This is a genomic window from Streptomyces sp. NPDC055287, from assembly GCF_053646035.1.
On sequence record NZ_JBSHNE010000002.1, the window covers coordinates 162,352 to 181,606 of the forward strand.

15 protein-coding genes are annotated in these 19,255 nt (G+C 68.1%); 12 read left to right on the forward strand and 3 right to left on the reverse strand.

Annotation, left to right across the window (positions count from 1 at the left end):
• Positions 1-5 precede the first annotated feature (5 nt).
• Together ACWIHY_RS04045 and ACWIHY_RS04050 are read right to left on the reverse strand one after the other, a co-directional pair.
• Positions 6-833: a hypothetical protein gene (locus ACWIHY_RS04045; RefSeq protein ID WP_454374026.1), complete on the reverse strand. Its 828-nt coding sequence runs from the start codon at positions 831-833 to the stop codon at positions 6-8.
• Between the two features lie 63 nt (positions 834-896).
• Entirely contained in the window at positions 897-1,190 is a 294-nt protein-coding gene (locus ACWIHY_RS04050) for a hypothetical protein (protein WP_454374027.1), read from the reverse strand.
• A gap of 303 nt (positions 1,191-1,493) precedes the next feature.
• Between ACWIHY_RS04050 and ACWIHY_RS04055 the strand changes: the two genes are divergently transcribed.
• The 12 genes from ACWIHY_RS04055 to ACWIHY_RS04110 all read left to right on the forward strand — a co-directional run bounded on the left by ACWIHY_RS04055 (position 1,494) and on the right by ACWIHY_RS04110 (position 18,096).
• Entirely contained in the window at positions 1,494-3,806 is a 2,313-nt protein-coding gene (locus ACWIHY_RS04055) for an ABC transporter family substrate-binding protein (RefSeq protein ID WP_454374029.1), read from the forward strand.
• A gap of 313 nt (positions 3,807-4,119) precedes the next feature.
• Complete coding sequence (typA, locus tag ACWIHY_RS04060; protein ID WP_454374030.1) at positions 4,120-5,991, forward strand: translational GTPase TypA; 1,872 nt, start codon at positions 4,120-4,122, stop codon at positions 5,989-5,991.
• 444 nt (positions 5,992-6,435) lie between these two features.
• Positions 6,436-8,055 (forward strand): peptide ABC transporter substrate-binding protein, encoded by a 1,620-nt coding sequence (locus tag ACWIHY_RS04065; protein WP_454374031.1) that lies wholly within the window; start codon positions 6,436-6,438, stop codon positions 8,053-8,055.
• Between the two features lie 122 nt (positions 8,056-8,177).
• Positions 8,178-9,107, forward strand: coding sequence for an ABC transporter permease (locus ACWIHY_RS04070; RefSeq protein WP_454374032.1), 930 nt, complete (start codon positions 8,178-8,180; stop codon positions 9,105-9,107).
• A complete protein-coding gene (locus ACWIHY_RS04075) occupies positions 9,100-10,053 on the forward strand; it encodes an ABC transporter permease (protein WP_454374033.1) in 954 nt (317 codons plus the stop codon). The genes ACWIHY_RS04070 and ACWIHY_RS04075 overlap by 8 nt, the downstream gene beginning before the upstream one ends.
• A 15-nt stretch (positions 10,054-10,068) precedes the next feature.
• Positions 10,069-11,127 (forward strand): ABC transporter ATP-binding protein, encoded by a 1,059-nt coding sequence (locus ACWIHY_RS04080; protein WP_454374034.1) that lies wholly within the window; start codon positions 10,069-10,071, stop codon positions 11,125-11,127.
• Positions 11,120-12,271, forward strand: coding sequence for an ABC transporter ATP-binding protein (locus ACWIHY_RS04085; protein WP_454374035.1), 1,152 nt, complete (start codon positions 11,120-11,122; stop codon positions 12,269-12,271). Before ACWIHY_RS04080 ends, ACWIHY_RS04085 begins: the two co-directional genes overlap by 8 nt.
• A gap of 168 nt (positions 12,272-12,439) precedes the next feature.
• Positions 12,440-14,065 (forward strand): peptide ABC transporter substrate-binding protein, encoded by a 1,626-nt coding sequence (locus ACWIHY_RS04090; RefSeq protein WP_454374036.1) that lies wholly within the window; start codon positions 12,440-12,442, stop codon positions 14,063-14,065.
• A gap of 41 nt (positions 14,066-14,106) precedes the next feature.
• Positions 14,107-15,030: an ABC transporter permease gene (locus tag ACWIHY_RS04095; protein ID WP_454374037.1), complete on the forward strand. Its 924-nt coding sequence runs from the start codon at positions 14,107-14,109 to the stop codon at positions 15,028-15,030.
• Positions 15,023-16,006 carry an ABC transporter permease gene (locus ACWIHY_RS04100; RefSeq protein ID WP_454374038.1) on the forward strand — a complete coding sequence of 328 codons (984 nt, stop codon included), beginning with the start codon at positions 15,023-15,025 and terminating at the stop codon, positions 16,004-16,006. The genes ACWIHY_RS04095 and ACWIHY_RS04100 overlap by 8 nt, the downstream gene beginning before the upstream one ends.
• 58 nt (positions 16,007-16,064) lie before the next feature.
• Positions 16,065-17,039 carry an ABC transporter ATP-binding protein gene (locus ACWIHY_RS04105; protein ID WP_454374407.1) on the forward strand — a complete coding sequence of 325 codons (975 nt, stop codon included), beginning with the start codon at positions 16,065-16,067 and terminating at the stop codon, positions 17,037-17,039.
• Positions 17,032-18,096 (forward strand): ABC transporter ATP-binding protein, encoded by a 1,065-nt coding sequence (locus ACWIHY_RS04110; RefSeq protein WP_454374039.1) that lies wholly within the window; start codon positions 17,032-17,034, stop codon positions 18,094-18,096. Before ACWIHY_RS04105 ends, ACWIHY_RS04110 begins: the two co-directional genes overlap by 8 nt.
• A gap of 28 nt (positions 18,097-18,124) precedes the next feature.
• Here the strand turns inward: ACWIHY_RS04110 and ACWIHY_RS04115 are convergent, their stop codons facing one another.
• Positions 18,125-19,255 (reverse strand): ABC transporter ATP-binding protein, encoded by a 1,131-nt coding sequence (locus ACWIHY_RS04115; RefSeq protein WP_454374041.1) that lies wholly within the window; start codon positions 19,253-19,255, stop codon positions 18,125-18,127.

The window sequence follows — 19,255 nt, forward strand, 5'->3', positions numbered from 1 at the left end:
GTCGTCTAGAACAGCCGCGGGTCGTCGAAGGCACCGGACGCCACCAGGTAGACGTAGAAGTCGGCGAGGGCAACGCTGATCAGCGAGGCCCAGGCGAGCTGCATGTGGCGGGCGTTGAGTCTGCCGACCCAGCCCCACAGCCGGTAGCGCACCGGGTGCTTGGAGAAGTGCTTGAGCCTGCCGCCGACGATGTGCCGGCAGGAGTGGCAGGAGAAGGTGTACGCCCAGATCAGCACGATGTTGACCAGGAAGACCAGGGTGCCGAGCCCCATGTGGCCCCACGCGTAGTGCTCGTCGCGGAAGGCGAGCACGGTGTCGTACGTGAGGATCCCGGCGACGGGGACGGCGGCGTAGAAGAAGTACCGGTGGATGTTCTGCAGGATCAGCGGGAAGCGGGTCTCGCCGCTGTACGTCTTGTGCGGCTCGGCGACCGCGCAGGCCGGGGGCGAGGCCCAGAAGCCCCGGTAGTAGGCCTTGCGGTAGTAGTAGCAGGTCAGCCGGAAGCCGAGCGGGAAGATCAGGATGAGCAGGGCGGGGGACAGGCCCCACCAGCTGCCGAAGATCTCCCAGTTGGGGCCGCCCTTCATCGGTACGCAGTTCTCCGCCAGGCACGGCGAGTAGAACGGCGAGACGTAGGGCGCCGCGTAGTAGTCGGCGTTCGCGAAGGCCCGCCAGGTCGAGTAGACGATGAAGGCGAGCAGCCCGGCAGCGGTCGCCGCGGGCGTCAGCCACCAGCGGTCCGTACGCAGATGCCGGGCGGTGATCGCGGCGCGTGAGGCGTCATGAACGCCGTGGACGCCCGTGCGGGGCTGGGGTTCTGTGCCAGTGGCCAACGATGACTCCGTATGGAGCGGGCAGTCGGGACAGGACGGGGGCGTGCCGCTGCGACGCGGCCGTCAGGGCGCGCGCCGGTCGCTCGCGCCGAGGCCCTCGTCGTCCGAGTCGGTCCACAGCGCGCTGTTGTACGGGTCGTCCGGGATGGCCACCAGGTCGGGACGCGGCTCGGGGTGGCGCAGCGTGGGAGCGGCCTCGCTCAGCAGGGCCAGGCTCTCGCGCAGGTGGCCGGTGTCGGTGCGTACCCGCCTGATCTCCAGGCTGCCGCCGCCGACCTGCTGCTCCAGCCGTTCCACCGACTGGACCAAGGTGTCGAGGCAGCGCTGGACAGCTGCCAGGTCGTCTTGCAGGGACATGTGGTGCCCTCATTTCCACGGTGGCGCGTGGTAACGCTCATGCGCCTGCGAGTGTCGCGCGTCACGTCCCCACTTGTGAAGGGATGTGCAGCGATTCTCGGCGCGCGACCCTCCGTGCGCCCCCTCTGTTGGGCCGCACGGGTGGGGTTCGGAGCGTTCGCCGCCGTGTCGCCGACGGCTCACGCGCGGGGTCCTTTTCAGTTGGGGGGTAATAGATGTGATCACCATCATATGCCGCCAAATGTGAAAAACCGGGCTCATTCCGACGGGGGATGAGCCGGGCCGGCCCTGGAGGTACCAGCCATGTCCCACGTCGGCGTCCCACGCGGGGAGGCAGCCCCGGCAAGCCACCGCAGGCACCAGCGAGCGCGGGCGGCCCGCTGTCTCGCACTCGTCACCGCCGGTGTGCTGGGGCTGCCCGCCCTGGCGGGCTGCACGTCGGGCGACGGCGAGGCGCAGGGGGTGACGGTCCCCCAGGACATCGCCCCGGCCGGGCGCGAGCAGGTCGCCGACGGCGGGACGGTCCGCTGGGCCGTCGACACGACGCCCGCCACCCTGAACGCCTTCCAGGCCGACGCCGACGCCTCCACCACGCGCATCGCGAGCGCCGTGCTCCCCTCCCTCTTCACGCTCGACCAGCGCGGTCGCCCGCAGCGCAACGCCGACTACCTCGAGTCGGCCGAGATCGTCGAGCGCGAGCCCAAGCAGGTCGTGCTCTACAAGCTGAACCAGCAGGCGGTGTGGAGCGACGGCAGGGAGATCGGGGCGCCGGACTTCCTGGCGCAGTGGCGCGCCCTCAACGGCAGGGACACGGCGTTCTGGACCGCGCGCAACGCCGGCTACGAGCGCATCGAGAAGATCGAGCGCGGCGCCAACGACCTGGAGGTCCGGGTCACCTTCGCCAAGCCCTACGCGGACTGGCGCTCGCTCTTCACGCCGCTCTACCCCAAGGACGTGATGGGCACCGCGAACTCCTTCAACGACGGGGCCCGCGCCAAGCTCAAGGCGACCGCGGGACCGTTCACGCTCAAGGAGCTGGACCGCGCGGGCGGCAGGGCCACGCTCGAACGGAACCCCCGCTGGTGGGGGCAGCCCTCGAAGCTCGACACGCTCGTCTTCCGCACGGTGGCGCGCGACAAGCGGACCGCCGCGCTCGCCGCCGGTGAGCTCGACATCGCCGACATCGGCCGCAGCACGGCCGACCGCGTCGCCCTCGCCGACAGGGACGCGGGGGCCAAGGGGCAGCAGCTGAACCACGGTCCCGGCGCCGCTGTCACACCCGCCTCCGCGCTCAGATCCTGGGCCGTCGCCCACGGCTCGGCCGAGGAGCCGGCCGCCGCCGAGCTGGAGGCCCGCAAGAAGTCGCGCGAGGCGATCGAGAAGTACGCCGACGAGCAGACCGCACTGCGCGGCTTCGTCATCCGCAAGTCGCTCGAGCCCGCCTACACGCAGCTCGCGCTGAACGGCACCTCCGGGCCGCTCACCGACGACCGTGTACGCCGGGCGGTGGCCCGCGCCATCGACCGCCGCGAGCTCGCCGAGGCCGTACTGAAGCCGCTCGGTCTGCCCGCCCACCCCCTCGGCAGCCACCTCGCGCTGGCCGGCCAGGAGGCGTACGCCGACAGCAGCGGCGCCCTCGGCAACCAGGACACCCAGGCCGCGCAGGCGCTGCTCGCGGACGCGGGCTGGACGCCGGGCGGCGCGGTGAAGGGCCAGAAGCCGGCCGGCGCGAAGGCGGGCAGCGCGGCGGAAAAGAAGGAGAAGAGTACGGAAAGGGAAGCCGACGAGGGCATGTACATCGTCGGTGACGAGAGCGACAGCAAGCCCGGCGGCTCCTACGGCTCCGAATCCGGTACGTACGTCCTGGCCCCGGCGCCCGCCGCGGCGCTCCAGGGCCGGGCGCTGCGCATGCAGGCACGTTTCATCAAGGCGAAGGACACCGCCGGTGACGCCCGCGCCAAGGGCAGCGCGGACGGCAAGAAGAAGGGCGGCGCCGCCGGCGCCTACGCCCCACTCGGAACGGCCGCCCCCGCCGCTCCCGGCGCCGCCCGAGGGCCGCTCGCCAAGGACGGCAAGGCGCTGACCTTGCGGTTCGTGCTCCCGTCGGGCCCCGGCTCCGAGTCGCTGCGTACCGTCGGGGAGAAGATCTCGAGGATGCTGGAGCGCGTCGGCGTACGGGCCGAGATGGTCAAGGTCTCCGACGACAGCTACTTCAAGGACCACATCGCCTCCGGCGACTACGACCTCGCCCTCTACTCCTGGCCGGCCACCGCCTACCCGGCCACCGACGCCCGTCCGATCTTCGCCAAGCCGGAGCCGGCCGCCGACGGGTCGCTTGTGGTCGAGCAGAACTACACGCGGGTCGGCACGGACCACATCGACCAGCTCTTCGACCAGGCCATGACGGAGCTGGACGAGGGAGCGGCCCGCGACCTGGTGAGACGGGCCGACGCCCGGATCTGGGCCGCGGCCGGGTCCATCCCGCTCTTCCAGCGCCCCGAGCTGGTGGCGGTCAAACCGGGCCTCGCCAACGCCGGCGCCTTCAGCTTCGCCGCCCCCCGCTATCAGGACATCGGCTTCAAGAGGGCCGAAAACGCCGAGCGAGCAAAGAACTAGCAGGTCGGAACCCTCAGGATTGGCTCAAGTCCCTTGCCCGCCGGTGCCTCGGCGGGCAAGGTGCTGTGTGCCCCTTGACCCGGCACAGCTCCGCACCCCCACCCCCAGAACACGGCCCGAATTTCGCCCCCGCCACAGCTCCGCCGGACCCCCGGAGCCCTTGTGCGGGGCCGGTAACGATCGCCCGGGAAGCCCGCGCGGCTCACTCCCCGTACCATGGGGGGTAGCCGTGGCGCGACCGCCCGGCGGGCGTATGAGGAAACGAACCGAATACGACGCCCGATCCCACGATCGAGAGAAGCGCAACTCACCCATGCCCACGCGCCACGACATCCGTAACGTAGCCATCGTCGCCCACGTCGACCACGGCAAGACCACGCTGGTCGACGCCATGCTCAAGCAGGCCGGCGCCTTCGCCGCGCACGCCGCTGAGAGCCTCGACGACCGCATGATGGACTCGAACGACCTGGAGCGTGAGAAGGGCATCACGATCCTGGCCAAGAACACGGCCGTCAAGTACCACCCCAAGGATGGCGGCGACGTCATCACCATCAACATCATCGACACCCCCGGCCACGCCGACTTCGGTGGTGAGGTCGAGCGCGGCCTGTCGATGGTCGACGCGGTCGTCCTGCTGGTCGACGCCTCCGAGGGCCCGCTGCCGCAGACGCGCTTCGTGCTCCGCAAGGCTCTCCAGGCCCGGATGCCCGTCATCCTCTGCATCAACAAGACGGACCGTCCCGACTCCCGGATCGACGAGGTCGTCAACGAGACCTACGACCTGTTCCTGGACCTGGACGCGGACGAGGACCAGATCGAGTTCCCGATCGTCTACGCCTGCGCCCGTGACGGCGTCGCCTCGCTGACCAAGCCGGAGGACGGCACCGTCCCGGCCGACAGCGAGAACCTCCAGCCGTTCTTCGACACGATCCTGTCGCACGTTCCGGCCCCCGAGTACGACGACGCCGCCCCGCTGCAGGCCCACGTCACCAACCTCGACGCCGACAACTTCCTCGGCCGTATCGCGCTGTGCCGCGTCGAGCAGGGCGAGCTGCGCAAGGGCCAGACCGTCACGTGGATCAAGCGTGACGGCTCGATGTCCAATGTCCGCATCACCGAGCTGCTGATGACCGAGGCGCTCACCCGCAAGCCGGCCGAGAAGGCGGGCCCGGGCGACATCTGCGCGATCGCCGGTATTCCGGACATCATGATCGGTGAGACCCTCGCCGACCCCGAGAACCCGATCGCGCTGCCGCTCATCACGGTCGACGAGCCGGCGATCTCCATGACCATCGGTACGAACACCTCGCCGCTGGTCGGCAAGGGCGGCAAGGGCCACAAGGTCACCGCCCGCCAGGTGAAGGACCGCCTGGACAAGGAGCTCATCGGTAACGTCTCGCTCCGCGTCCTCGACACCGAGCGTCCCGACGCCTGGGAGGTCCAGGGCCGAGGTGAGCTCGCGCTGGCGATCCTGGTCGAGCAGATGCGCCGCGAGGGCTTCGAGCTGACCGTCGGCAAGCCCGAGGTCGTCGTGAAGATGGTCGACGGCAAGAAGTTCGAGCCGATCGAGCGCATGACGATCGACTCCCCCGAGGAGCACCTCGGCGCCATCACGCAGCTGATGGCGACCCGCAAGGGCCGCATGGAGACGATGACGAACCACGGTTCGGGCTGGATCCGCATGGAGTGGATCGTCCCGTCGCGCGGTCTCATCGGCTTCCGTACGGAGTTCCTGACGCAGACCCGCGGTACGGGCATCGCGCACTCCATCTTCGAGGGCCACGAGCCGTGGTTCGGCGAGCTGCGCACCCGTAACAACGGCTCGCTGGTGGCGGACCGTTCGGGCACGGTGACCCCCTTCGCGATGATCAACCTCCAGGAGCGCGGTGTCATCTTCCTCGACGCCGGCACCGAGGTCTACGAGGGCATGATCATTGGTGAGAACTCGCGTTCCGACGACATGGACGTGAACATCACCAAGGAGAAGAAGCTCACCAACATGCGTGCGGCTTCCGCGGACAACACGGAGAACGTGGTGCCGCCGCGCAAGCTGTCGCTGGAGCAGTCGCTGGAGTTCTGCCGCGACGACGAGTGCATCGAGGTGACCCCGGAGACCGTGCGTATCCGCAAGGTCGTCCTGGACCAGAAGGAGCGCGGCCGTACGGCTTCGCGCGCCAAGCGCTGACCCAGTCCGGCCCGAAGGCCGGTTTCCGACGCCCTCAGGGCGTCGGAAACCGGCCTTCGGTGTGTCAGGGCCGCTGGCGTGGGTGACACTTGGGATCTTCCCCGTCAAGCGCATTTACGGAGGGGTGCGTCCGGATATCGGGCGTCGCTCTCCGGAAGCTGCGTTAACAGTCCGTTTCGCACGTGTCTGTCTGTGATCGCTTTGTCCGGATTTCGGGCAGGTGCGCCCGGTCGATGTTGTCAAAACGAGACCCTTTAAGTGTGGTTTACGGGTCGGGGTTACTTAATAGTTGGCTCCATTGAGCTCGGGTCAATGGGTCACGCACTGTGGGGAGTGCCGACTCACGAGCACACTCGGGGTACATGCGACTCATCGCCGTCAGGGGTGTCGGCGACGTCTGCGTACCCCTCTTGTAGTGATCAGTGGACTCATGAGGAGGAACCCATGCGCGGTGCCAAGAGCGCCAAGTGGGTCGCAGGTGCGATAGTCGTGGCTCTGTCGGCAACGGCGTGCGGTGGCTCGGACAGCGGCGACACGGATGCCAAGGAAAAGGGCAAGCCCGCCGGTTACGTGTCGATCGACATCGGCGAGCCGCAGAAGCCGCTGATTCCGGCCGACACGAACGAGTCGCTCGGCAGCTACGTCATCCAGTCGCTGTTCACGCAGCTGCTCGACTTCGACTCCAAGGGCGGCATCGTTTACACGAACGCCGAGTCGATCGAGACGAAGGACTCGAAGACGTGGACGGTCAAGCTCAAGAAGGGCTGGAAGTTCCACAACGGCGAGGCTGTCACTTCCGAGTCGTACATCAACGCCTGGAACTGGTACGCCAACACCAAGAACAAGCAGCAGAACGCGTTCTGGTTCGAGGACATCAAGGGCTACGAGGACGTTCACCCGGCCAAGGGTGAGCCCAAGGGCGACAAGATGTCCGGCCTGAAGGCCGTGGACGACACCACGTTCACGATCGAGCTGTCGAAGCCGGTCCCGTACTTCGAGTACAAGCTCGGCTACACGACCTGGGCCCCGCTGCCCAAGTCGTTCTACGCCGACCCGAAGGCGTTCGGCCAGAAGCCCGTCGGCAACGGCCCCTACGTCTTCGAGAAGTGGGACCACAAGAAGCTCATCCAGGTCAAGGCCAACCCTGACTACCAGGGCCCGAACAAGGCCCAGAACAAGGGTGTCCTGTTCAAGAACTACGCGACCGTCGAGGCCGCGTACCAGGACCTGATCTCCGGCAACCTGGACATGATCCGCCAGGTCGGCCCGAAGGACCTGCCGAAGTACAAGCAGGACCTCGGCGACCGCGCGATCGACCAGGAGTACGCGGCGATCCAGTCGCTCGTCCCGACCTTCTACAGCAAGACCTTCAAGGACATCAACCCGAAGGTCCTGCAGGGTCTGTCGATGGCGATCGACCGCAAGACGATCACCGACACGGTGCTCAACAAAACGCGTACGCCTGCCACGAGCTTCACGCCCATCGGTGTCCAGGGCAACCAGCAGCTCGACACGGACGTGTTCAAGTTCGACCCGAAGCAGGCGAAGAAGCTCGTCACCGAGGGTGGCGGCGTTCCCGGCAACAAGGTGACGATCCAGTACAACGCCGACGGTGGCCACAAGGAGTGGATCACGGCCGTCTGCGAGTCCATCCGTAACTCCACGGGTGTCGACTGCGTGCCGGACGCCAAGCCCGACTTCCAGACCGACCTGGAAGCCCGTGACAACGACCAGGTCAAGGGCTTCTACCGCGGTGGCTGGGTGGCGGACTACCCGGTGAACGTCAACTTCATGCGCGAGCTGTACGGCAGCACCGCCGAGGCGAACAACGGCCGCTTCTCCGACAAGGAGATCGACGCCGCGTTCAAGAAGGGCGACAACGCCAAGTCCCTGGAAGAGTCGGTCAAGCTCTACCAGGACGCCGAGAAGCTCCTGCTGGAGAAGATGCCTGCCATCCCGCTGTGGCAGTACCGCATCAACGGTGGCCACTCCAAGGCAGTCGACAACGTCAAGGTCGACTTCCACGGTGACTTCGAGATCACCGGCGTGACCGTCAACAAGTAACCAGCCTGCGGGCCAACCCCACTCGGCCATTACCCGCCACCGCATTGGCGGTAGGCCCGGGGGCCGCTCCCTGACCAAAAGGGAGCGGCCCCCGTGCCGCAGTTATCCACACGGAGGCAAACATGGGGCGTTATGTCGCGCGGCGACTGCTCCAGATGATCCCGGTCTTCATCGGGTCAACCTTGCTGGTCTTCGCCATGATGTACGCGCTGCCCGGCGATCCCGTGCGCGCGCTCGCCGGCGAGCAGACCGTTGACCCGTCACAGATCGCACAGATGAAGAAGGACCTCGGGCTCGACCTTCCCCTCTGGCACCAGTACGTGAACTACCTGGGCAATCTGTTCCAGGGCGACTTCGGTACTCAGATCGCCAGCGGCCGGCCTGTCGCCGACATCATCTCGGACGCATTCCCGATCACGATCCGACTGGCCCTGTTCGCCTTCACGTTCACCGTGCTCGTCGGCATCTCCATCGGCATCTTCGCCGGTCTGAAGGCCGACACGTTCCGGGACCGCGGGCTGCTCGTGCTGACGCTGCTCCTGATCTCGATCCCCTCCTTCGTACTGGGCTACCTGCTCCAGTACTTCTTCGCGTTCCAACTGGGCTGGGTCGAGCCGAACGTCAGCGAAGCGGCTCCTGCCGACGAACTGCTGCTTCCCGCGGTGGTACTGGGCTCACTGTCCCTCGCCTACGTCGCACGTCTCACCCGTACGTCGGTCGCGGAGAACCTCCGCTCCGACTACATGCGCACGGCGGTGGCCAAGGGCCTGCCGAAGCGCCGCATCATCGGTGTGCACCTGATGCGCAACTCCCTGATCCCCGTGGTCACTTTCCTCGGTACCGACCTCGGCGCCCTGCTCGGCGGCGCCGTCGTCACCGAGGGCATCTTCAACGTCAAGGGCGTCGGCAACGCCGTCTTCGACGCACTGAGGCACCGCGAGGGCTCGACGGTCGTGGGCATCGTCACGCTGATCGTCGTCGTGTATCTCGTCGCCAGCCTGATCGTCGACCTGCTCTACGCGGTCCTGGACCCGAGGATCCGTTATGCCTGACGCACTCGAAGCCACCGTCAAGGACGAGGCACTGGACGCCGTCGACGCCCAGGCCAAGGCCGCGAACGTCTCCAAGGCCGAGAAGCCGCGCAGCCTGTGGTCCGACGCCTGGCACGACCTGCGGCGCAACCCGCTGTTCGTGATCTCCGCGGTCCTCATCGTGCTGCTGCTCGCCATGGCCGTCGCGCCGGGCATGTTCACCAGCGCGGACCCGCGCTACGCGGACCTCGCCAAGCACTACCTCCAGAAACCCAACTGGGGCAACGTCTTCGCCGAGGACTGGCTCGGTTACGACGGCCAGGGCCGCTCCATCTACGCCCGCGTGATCTACGGCGCCCGCGCCTCGATCTCGGTCGGCGTCGTCGTGACGGTCCTCGTGACCCTCCTGGGCGGCGTCGTCGGCATGCTCGCCGGCTACTTCGGCGGCTGGATCGACACGCTCCTGTCGCGCGTCACCGACATCTTCTTCGGTGTGCCGTTCATCCTCGGCGCGATGGTGGTGCTGACCTCGTTCGAGGACCGCGCCCTGTACGTCGTGATCCTGGCCCTCGCCTTCCTCGGCTGGACCCAGATCGCCCGGGTCGCCCGCGGCTCGGTCATCACCATCAAGCAGGCCGACTACGTGATGGCGGCGAAGGCGCTCGGCGCCTCCACCTCCCGCATCCTGCTCCGCCACATCCTCCCCAACGCGGTGGCCCCGGTGATCGTGGTCGCCACCATCGCGCTCGGCGGTTACATCTCGGCCGAGGCCACGCTGTCCTTCCTGGGCATCGGTCTCGCCGAGCCGACCGTCTCGTGGGGTGTCGACATCTCGTCGGGCGCCGAGCAGCTGCGCAACGCGCCGTATGTTCTGGTCCTGCCGTCGATCATGGTGTCGATCACTGTCCTGGCCTTCATCATGCTCGGCGATGCGGTACGCAACGCCCTCGACCCCAAGCTGCGCTGAGGGAGGCGTACGTACATGACCATCATCGACAAGACGGCGGATGTTCCCGCCCCCCGCGGCACGACGGACAACAGCGCACCGCTGCTCGACGTCCGCGACCTGCACGTGGAGTTCAAGACCCGCGACGGCATCGTCAAGGCCGTCAACGGTGTCAGCTACAGCGTCGCCGCCGGCGAGACCCTCGCCGTCCTCGGCGAGTCCGGCTCCGGCAAGTCCGTGACGGCGCAGGCCATCATGGGCATCCTCGACATGCCGCCCGGCCGCATCCCGCAGGGAGAGATCCTCTTCCGCGGCCAGGACATGCTGACCATGGGGTACGAGGAGCGGCGCAAGATCCGCGGCCAGAAGATCGCGATGATCTTCCAGGACGCGCTGTCGTCCCTCAACCCGGTGCTCACCGTGGGCTACCAGCTCGCGGAGATGTTCCGGGTGCACCAGGGCCTGTCCAAGAAGGACGCGAAGGCCAAGGCCATCGCGCTGATGGACCGGGTGCGCATCCCGGCGGCGAAGGAGCGGGTCAACGACTACCCGCACCAGTTCTCCGGCGGCATGCGCCAGCGCATCATGATCGCGATGGCACTGGCTCTCGAGCCGGACCTGATCATCGCGGACGAGCCCACGACGGCTCTGGACGTGACTGTCCAGGCCCAGGTCATGGACCTGCTCGCGGAGCTACAGCGCGAGTACAACATGGGCCTGATCCTCATCACCCACGACCTGGGTGTGGTGGCCGACGTCGCCGACAAGATCGCCGTGATGTACGCGGGCCGGATCGTCGAGACCGCCCCGGTCCACGAGCTGTACAAGCGCCCCGCGCACCCGTACACCCGTGGTCTGCTGGACTCGATCCCGCGCCTGGACCAGAAGGGCCAGGAGCTCTACGCGATCAAGGGCCTGCCGCCCAACCTGCTGAAGGTTCCCGCCGGTTGCGCATTCAACCCGCGCTGCCCGAAGGCGCAGGACATCTGCCGTACTGACGTCCCCCTGCTGGCGGACGTCAGCGAGCAGGACGGCAGCGCGTTGCCCGGCCGCGGCAGCGCGTGCCACTTCTGGAAGGAGCAGATCCATGGCTGAGCTGAAGAAGAACGACGAGGCTGCCGTGGACGCGACCCCCAACGTCACCGCGGTCGAGACCGTCGACGCCTCCACCACCCAGGAGGCGGTCGCCGCGATCGAGGCCCCGGTCGAGCGGGGGGAGCCGATCCTCCAGGTGCGCAACCTGGTCAAGCACTTCCCGCTGACCCAGGGCATCCTGTTCAAGAAGCAGATCGGCGCGGTCAAGGCCGTCGACGGAATCTCCTTCGACCTGTACCAGGGCGAGACGCTCGGCATCGTGGGCGAGTCCGGCTGTGGCAAGTCCACGGTCGCGAAGCTGCTGATGACGCTGGAGACGGCGACGGCCGGCGAGGTCTTCTACAAGGGCCAGGACATCACCAAGCTGTCCGGGCGCGCGCTGAAGGCGGTCCGCCGCAACATCCAGATGGTGTTCCAGGACCCGTACACGTCGCTCAACCCCCGTATGACGGTGGGCGACATCATCGGTGAGCCGTACGACATCCACCCGGAGGTCGCGCCCAAGGGCGACCGGCGCCGCAAGGTCCAGGAGCTCCTGGACGTCGTGGGCCTGAACCCGGAGTACATCAACCGGTACCCGCACCAGTTCTCCGGCGGTCAGCGCCAGCGCATCGGCATCGCCCGCGGTCTGGCTCTCCAGCCGGAGATCATCATCTGCGACGAGCCGGTGTCGGCGCTGGACGTGTCCGTCCAGGCGCAGGTCATCAACCTGATGGAGAAGCTCCAGGACGAGTTCAACCTGTCCTACCTCTTCATCGCGCACGACCTGTCGATCGTCCGGCACATCTCGGACCGCGTGGGCGTCATGTATCTCGGCAAGATGGCCGAGATCGGTACGGACGCGCAGATCTACGATCACCCGACACACCCCTACACCCAGGCGCTGCTGTCGGCGGTCCCGGTCCCCGACCCGGATGCCCGCGAGGGCCGCGAGCGGATCATCCTCACCGGTGACGTCCCGTCGCCGGCGAACCCGCCGTCCGGCTGCCGTTTCCGTACGCGCTGCTGGAAGGCGCAGGACAAGTGCGCGGAGGAGATGCCGCTGCTGGCGGTCCCCGAGCGCTTCAAGTCCTCGGACACCCCGGCCGCGCACGAGTCGGCGTGCCACTTCGCCGAGGAGAAGGACGTCGTACACGCGTCCTAGCTTTCCGGGCTGCTTGAGCCCGTACGTACACCGGGGCGCCCCGGGCCATTACGGCCCGGGGCGCCTTCGTTTCGCGTCCGTGCGTACGGGCCCGTCGAAGAGCGATATGTCCCTCTCTGGGTGGTATGACTGCTGTCTGAGACCTTGCAGACCCCTAGGAGGGACTCCATGCGCGGAGCCACGTTCGCCAAGTGGACGGCATGTGCCGTGGCCGTCGCCCTCGCGGCGACAGCCTGCGGTGGCGGTGACAACGGCGGTGGCGGCGCGTACGGGGTGGTCAGTTCGTCCTGGGGCGATCCGCAGAACCCGCTGGAGCCCGCGAACACCAACGAGGTGCAGGGCGGCAAGGTCCTTTCCATGCTCTTCCGCGGCCTCAAGCAGTACGACCCGAAGACCGGCGAGGCCAAGGACTGGCTGGCCGAGAAGATCGACACCACGGACTCGCAGAACTTCACCGTCACCATCAAGGACGGCTGGACGTTCAGCAACGGCGAGAAGGTCACCGCCAAGTCCTTCGTCGACGCCTGGAACTACGGCGCGCACCTGAAGAACAACCAGCGCAACGCCTACTTCTTCGGCTACATCGAGGGCTACGACAAGGTCCACCCCGAGAAGGGCGACGCCACCGCCGAAACCCTCTCCGGCCTGCGGGTCAAGGACGACAAGACCTTCACCGTCAAGCTCACGCAGAAGTTCTCCACCTGGCCCGAGACCCTCGGTTACGCCGCCTTCGCCCCCCTCCCCAAAACCTTCTTCGACGACCACGACGCCTGGGTGGCCAAGCCCGTCGGCAACGGGCCGTACACCGTCGAGTCGTACGCCAAGGGCTCGCAGCTGAGCATGCGCAAGTGGGAGGAGTACCCCGGCCCGGACAAGGCGCGGAACGGCGGGGTGGACCTCAAGGTCTACACCGACAACAACACCGCTTACACCGACCTCACTGCAGGCAACCTCGACCTGGTCGACGACGTACCGGCCTCCCAGCTCAAGAACGTCCAGGCCGACCTCGGCGACCGCTACATCAACGCCCCGGCCGGCATCATCCAGACCCTCGCCTTCCCCTTCTACGACGAGCGCTGGAACGCCGACGGCATGGAGAAGGTCCGCAAGGGCCTGTCGATGGCCATCAACCGGCAGCAGATCACCGACACGATCTTCCAGAAGACCCGCACCCCCGCCAAGGACTCGACCTCCCCGGTCCTCAAGAAGGAGGGCGGTTTCGACGACACGCTGTGCGGCGAGGCGTGCGAATTCAACGCGGCCGAGGCGAAGAAGCTCGTCGCCGAGGGCGGCGGCATTCCGGGCGGCACGCTGAAGATCACGTTCAACGCGGACACAGGCTCCCACAGGGAGTGGGTCGACGCTGTCTGCAACAGCATCAACAACGCGCTGGGCAACGACCGGGCCTGCACCGGCAACCCCGTAGGCACGTTCGCCGACTTCCGCAGCCAGATCACCGACCGCAAGATGCCGGGCCCGTTCCGGGCCGGCTGGCAGATGGACTATCCGCTGATCCAGAACTTCCTCCAGCCGCTCTATTACACGAACGCCTCGTCCAACGACGGCAAGTGGACCAACGAGGAGTTCGACAAGCTCGTCGACGAGGCCAACGCCGAGTCCGATCCGGCAAAGGCGGTCGAGAAGTTCCAGGACGCCGAGAGGGTCGTACGCGACGAGATGGCCGCCATCCCGCTCTGGTACCAGAACGGCAGCGCGGGCTACTCCGACCGGATCTCCAACGTGGCCCTGAACCCCTTCAGCGTCCCCGTCTACAACGAGATCACGGTCAACTGACACCGGGCCAGGCGTAGGCGCCCCCTTCTGAGGAGCCCTCCATGGGACGTTATGTGATCCGGCGTCTACTGCAGATGATCCCGGTCTTCTTCGGCGCCACCCTGCTGATCTTCCTGATGGTCAACGTCATGGGCGACCCCGTCGCGGGGCTCTGCGGCGACCGGGAGTGCGACCCCGCCACCGCCGCCCGGCTCCGCGCGGAGTTCGGCCTCGACAAGCCCGGGTGGCAGCAATACCTGACGTACATGGGCAACGTCTTCACCGGCGACTTCGGGACCGCCTTCAACGGCCAAGAGGTCACCGAACTGATGGCGAGCGCCTTCCCCGTCACCATCCGGCTGACCATCGTCGCGATCGTCTTCGAGATCGTCATCGGCATCAGCCTGGGCGTACTCACCGGCCTGCGCCGCGGCCGGCCCGTCGACACCGGCGTACTGCTCCTGACCCTCGTGGTCATCTCGATCCCGACCTTCGTCACCGGACTGCTGCTCCAACTGCTGCTCGGCGTGCAGTGGGGGATCATCAAGCCGGCCGTCTCGTCCGACGCCACGGTCGACGAACTGCTGATCCCCGGCCTGGTCCTGGCCTCCGTCTCACTGGCGTACGTCACCCGCCTCACCAGGACCTCCGTCGCCGAGAACTCCCGCGCCGACTACGTCCGCACAGCCGTTGCCAAGGGACTCCCCAGGCGCCGCGTCGTCCTGCGCCACCTGCTGCGCAACTCGCTGATCCCCGTCGTCACGTTCATCGGTACGGACGTGGGCGCCCTGATGGGCGGCGCGATCGTCACCGAGCGGATCTTCAACATCCACGGCGTCGGCTACCAGCTCTACCAGGGCATCCTGCGCCAGAGTTCCCAGACGGTCGTCGGCTTCGTGACCGTCCTGGTCCTGGCCTTCCTGCTGGCGAACCTCTTCGTCGACATCCTGTACGCGGTACTCGACCCGAGGATCCGGTATGCCTGAGCCCTACTACGAACCCGACGCTGCGGTCTCGGCGGGCGGGGCCGGGGTCGCGACGGACTTCGCCATGGACGAGGGCGAGACGCTGGAGAAGGCGCCCGGCGACGGCCCGCTGGGCACCGGGCCCGCCGGCAAGCCGCGCAGCCTGTGGTCCGACGCCTGGCGGGATCTGCGCCGCAACCCCGTCTTCATCGTCTCCGGGCTCGTCATCGCCTTTCTCGTCGTCATCTCGCTCTGGCCCTCCCTCATCGCCAGCGGCAACCCGCTCCAGTGCGACCTGGGCAAGGCACAGCAGGGCTCCCAGCCCGGCCACCCGTTCGGCTTCGACGGCCAGGGCTGCGACGTCTACACGCGGACCGTCTACGGCGCCAGGACCTCGGTGACCGTCGGCGTCTGCGCCACCCTCGGGGTCGCCCTGCTCGGCAGCGTCCTCGGCGGCCTCGCCGGCTTCTTCGGCGGCGGCTGGGACGCGCTCCTGTCACGGATCACCGATGTCTTCTTCGGCATCCCGGTCGTTCTCGGCGGCCTCGTCTTCCTGTCCGTCATCACGAGCACCACCGTCTGGCCGGTGATCGGCTTCATCGTGCTGCTCGGGTGGCCGCAGATCGCCCGCATCGCCCGCGGCTCGGTCATCACCGCCAAGCAGAACGACTACGTGCAGGCGGCGCGCGCGCTCGGCGCGAGCAACGCGCGGATGCTGCTGCGGCACGTCACGCCCAACGCCGTCGCCCCGGTCATCGTCGTGGCGACCATCGCCCTCGGTACGTACATCTCCCTGGAGGCGACCCTCTCGTACCTCGGCGTCGGCCTGAAGCCGCCGACCGTGTCCTGGGGCATCGACCTCTCCGCCGCCTCGCCGTACGTCCGCAACGCCCCGCACATGCTGCTCTGGCCGGCGGGCGCGCTCGCGATCACGGTGCTCGCCTTCATCATGCTCGGCGACGCGGTGCGCGACGCCCTGGACCCCAAGCTGCGCTGAGGAGCCACCGCCGATGACCGCCACGCCAGCCACGCCCACCGCGTCTCCCGCGGCCCCGGTGCTGCTCGAAGTGCGCGACCTGCACGTGGAATTCCGTACCCGCGACGGGGTCGCCAAGGCCGTCAACGGCGTCGACTACTCGGTCGCCGAGGGCGAGACGCTCGCCGTGCTGGGCGAGTCGGGTTCCGGGAAGTCCGTCACCGCGCAGGCGATCATGGGCATCCTCGACATGCCGCCGGGGAAGATCGCGGGCGGCGAAATCATTTTCCAGGGCCGCGATCTGCTGCAGCTGAAGGAGGACGAGCGGCGGAAGGTCAGGGGCCGGGAAATGGCCATGATCTTCCAGGACGCGCTGTCCTCCCTCAACCCCGTCCTCGGCGTGGGCGAACAGCTGGGCGAGATGTTCGTCGTCCACCGGGGCATGTCCAGGAAGAACGCGAAGACCAAGGCCGTCGAGCTGATGGACCGGGTGCGCATCCCGGCGGCCCGGGAGCGGGTCGGCCAGTACCCGCACCAGTTCTCCGGCGGCATGCGCCAGCGCATCATGATCGCGATGGCGCTGGCCCTGGAACCTTCGCTGATCATCGCGGACGAGCCGACGACCGCGCTGGACGTGACCGTACAGGCGCAGGTCATGGACCTGCTCGCGGAGTTGCAGCGCGAGCTCGACATGGGGCTGATCCTCATCACCCACGACCTGGGTGTCGTCGCGGACGTCGCCGACAAGATCGCGGTCATGTACGCGGGCCGGATCGTGGAGACCGCGCCGGTGCACGACCTCTACAAGGCGCCCGCCCACCCGTACACCAAGGGCCTGCTCGAATCGATCCCGCGCCTCGACCAGAAGGGCCAGGAGCTGTACGCCATCAAGGGCCTGCCACCGAACCTCACGCACATCCCGCCCGGCTGTGCCTTCCACCCGCGCTGCCCGCTGGCCCGTGACGTGTGCCGGACGGATGTGCCGCCGCTGCACGACGTACCGGACGGGCGCGGCAGCGCGTGCCACTTCTGGCAGGAGACGCTCCATGGCTGAGCCGGGCGGGCGCGGCGAGGCGATCCTCGAAGTACGGGGGCTGCACAAGCACTATCCGCTCACGCAGGGCATCGTCTTCAAGAGGCAGGTCGGGGCGGTCAGGGCGGTCGACGGCGTCGACCTCGGCCTGGCGGCGGGGGAGACGCTCGGCATCGTGGGGGAGTCGGGCTGCGGCAAGTCGACACTCGCCAGGCTGCTCGTCCATCTGGAGCAGCCGACGGCCGGGGTGATCCTTTACAAGGGCGAGGACATCACCAGGCTCTCGGGGCGGGCGCTGAAGGCGGTGCGGCGCAACATCCAGATGGTGTTCCAGGACCCGTACACCTCGCTCAATCCCCGTATGACGGTGGGCGACATCATCGGTGAGCCGTACGAGATCCATTCCGAGGTGGCGCCGAAGGGCAACCGGCGGCGGCGGGTCCAGGACCTGCTGGACGTGGTCGGGCTCAACCCGGAGTACATCAACCGCTATCCCCACCAGTTCAGCGGCGGGCAGCGGCAGCGCATCGGCATCGCGCGGGGGCTGGCGCTCCAGCCGGAGATCATCGTGGCCGACGAGCCGGTGTCGGCGCTGGACGTGTCCGTCCAGGCGCAGGTGATCAACCTGCTGGGCAAGCTCCAGAACGAGTTCGGCCTGAGCTACGTCTTCATCGCGCACGACCTGTCGATCGTGCGGCACATCTCCGACCGGGTGGGGGTGATGTACCTGGGGCGGATCGTCGAGATCGGCAGAAACGCCGAGATCTACGACCACCCCACGCACCCCTACACGCAGGCGCTGCTCTCCGCCGTGCCCGTGCCCGACCCGACGGCGCGCGAGCACCGGGAGCGGATCCTGCTGACCGGTGACGTCCCGTCGCCGGCGAACGTCCCCTCCGGCTGCCGGTTCCGCACGCGGTGCCGGAAGGCGGAGGACCGGTGCGCGCTGGAGGTGCCGCTGCTGGCGGTGCCGGCGGCGTTCCGGGGCGAGACGTCACCGGCGGCGCACGACTCGGCGTGCCACTTCGCGGAGGAGAAGCACGTGGTGCCGGTGGAGGCGGGGTGGGAGGGGCCGTAGCTCCGCAGGTGCGCCCCACCGCGCCCCCCTACCGCCCCTCCAGCTCCCGCAGTGCCGGGTCCAGGATCACCGCCTCCTCGCGCGCGTCAGCAGCCGTCGTCGGCTCCTCCGGGAAGTGGCACGCCGTCAGGTGCCCCGCCGCGTTGCCCGCGATCCGCACCAGCGGCGGCTCCGACTGCGCGCACCGCTCCCGCGCCTTCCAGCACCGCGTACGGAACCGGCACCCCGACGGCGGCGAGACGGGTGACGGCACGTCCCCCGCCAGCCGGATGCGCTCGCGCCCCCCGCCCTCCTCGTCCGCGTCCGTCAGCGCCGCCTCCGGCACGGCGGACAGCAGCGCGTGCGTGTACGGGTGACGCGGCCGGTCGTAGATCGCGTCCCGCTCGCCGGCCTCCACCACCTTGCCGAGGTACATCACCGCCACGCGCTGCGAGAAGTGCCGTACCACCGCCAGGTCGTGCGCGATGAAGAGGAACGCGATGCCCAGCTCCCGCTGGAGCTGCTGGAGCAGGTTGACGACCTGCGCCTGGATCGAGACGTCCAGCGCCGAGACGGGTTCGTCGGCCACGATCAGCTTCGGTTCGAGCGCCAGCGCCCGCGCCACACCGATGCGCTGGCGCTGGCCGCCGGAGAACTCGTGCGGGAAGCGGTTGTAGTGCTCGGGGTTGAGCCCGACGGTCTCCAGCAGCTCCCGCACCCGCCGCTCCCGTCCGCCCGGCGGATTGAGGCCGTTGATCTCCATCGGGCCCGTGATGATCGCGCCGACCGTCTGCCGCGAATTCAGCGAGGAGTACGGGTCCTGGAAGATCATCTGGATCTCGGAACGGATCGGCGCGAGCTGCTTGCGGCCGGCGTGCGTGATGTCCCGGCCCCGGTAGGTGATGCGGCCCGCCGTCGGCTCCAGGAGCCGCGTCAGCAGCCGCCCGGTCGTCGACTTCCCGCACCCCGATTCGCCGACCAGGCCGAAGCTCTCGCCGGCGTGCACGGTCAGGTCGATGCCGTCGACCGCCTGTACGGCGCCGACCCTCCGCCGGAAGGGAAAGCCACCCAGGATCGGGAAGTGCTTGGTCAGCCCCTCGGCGGAGAGCAGCGCCTCACCGGCCGCCGCAGGAGCGGCGTCGTGGCGCGGAGCGGGAACGGAGCCCTCGGGCGTCGCCAT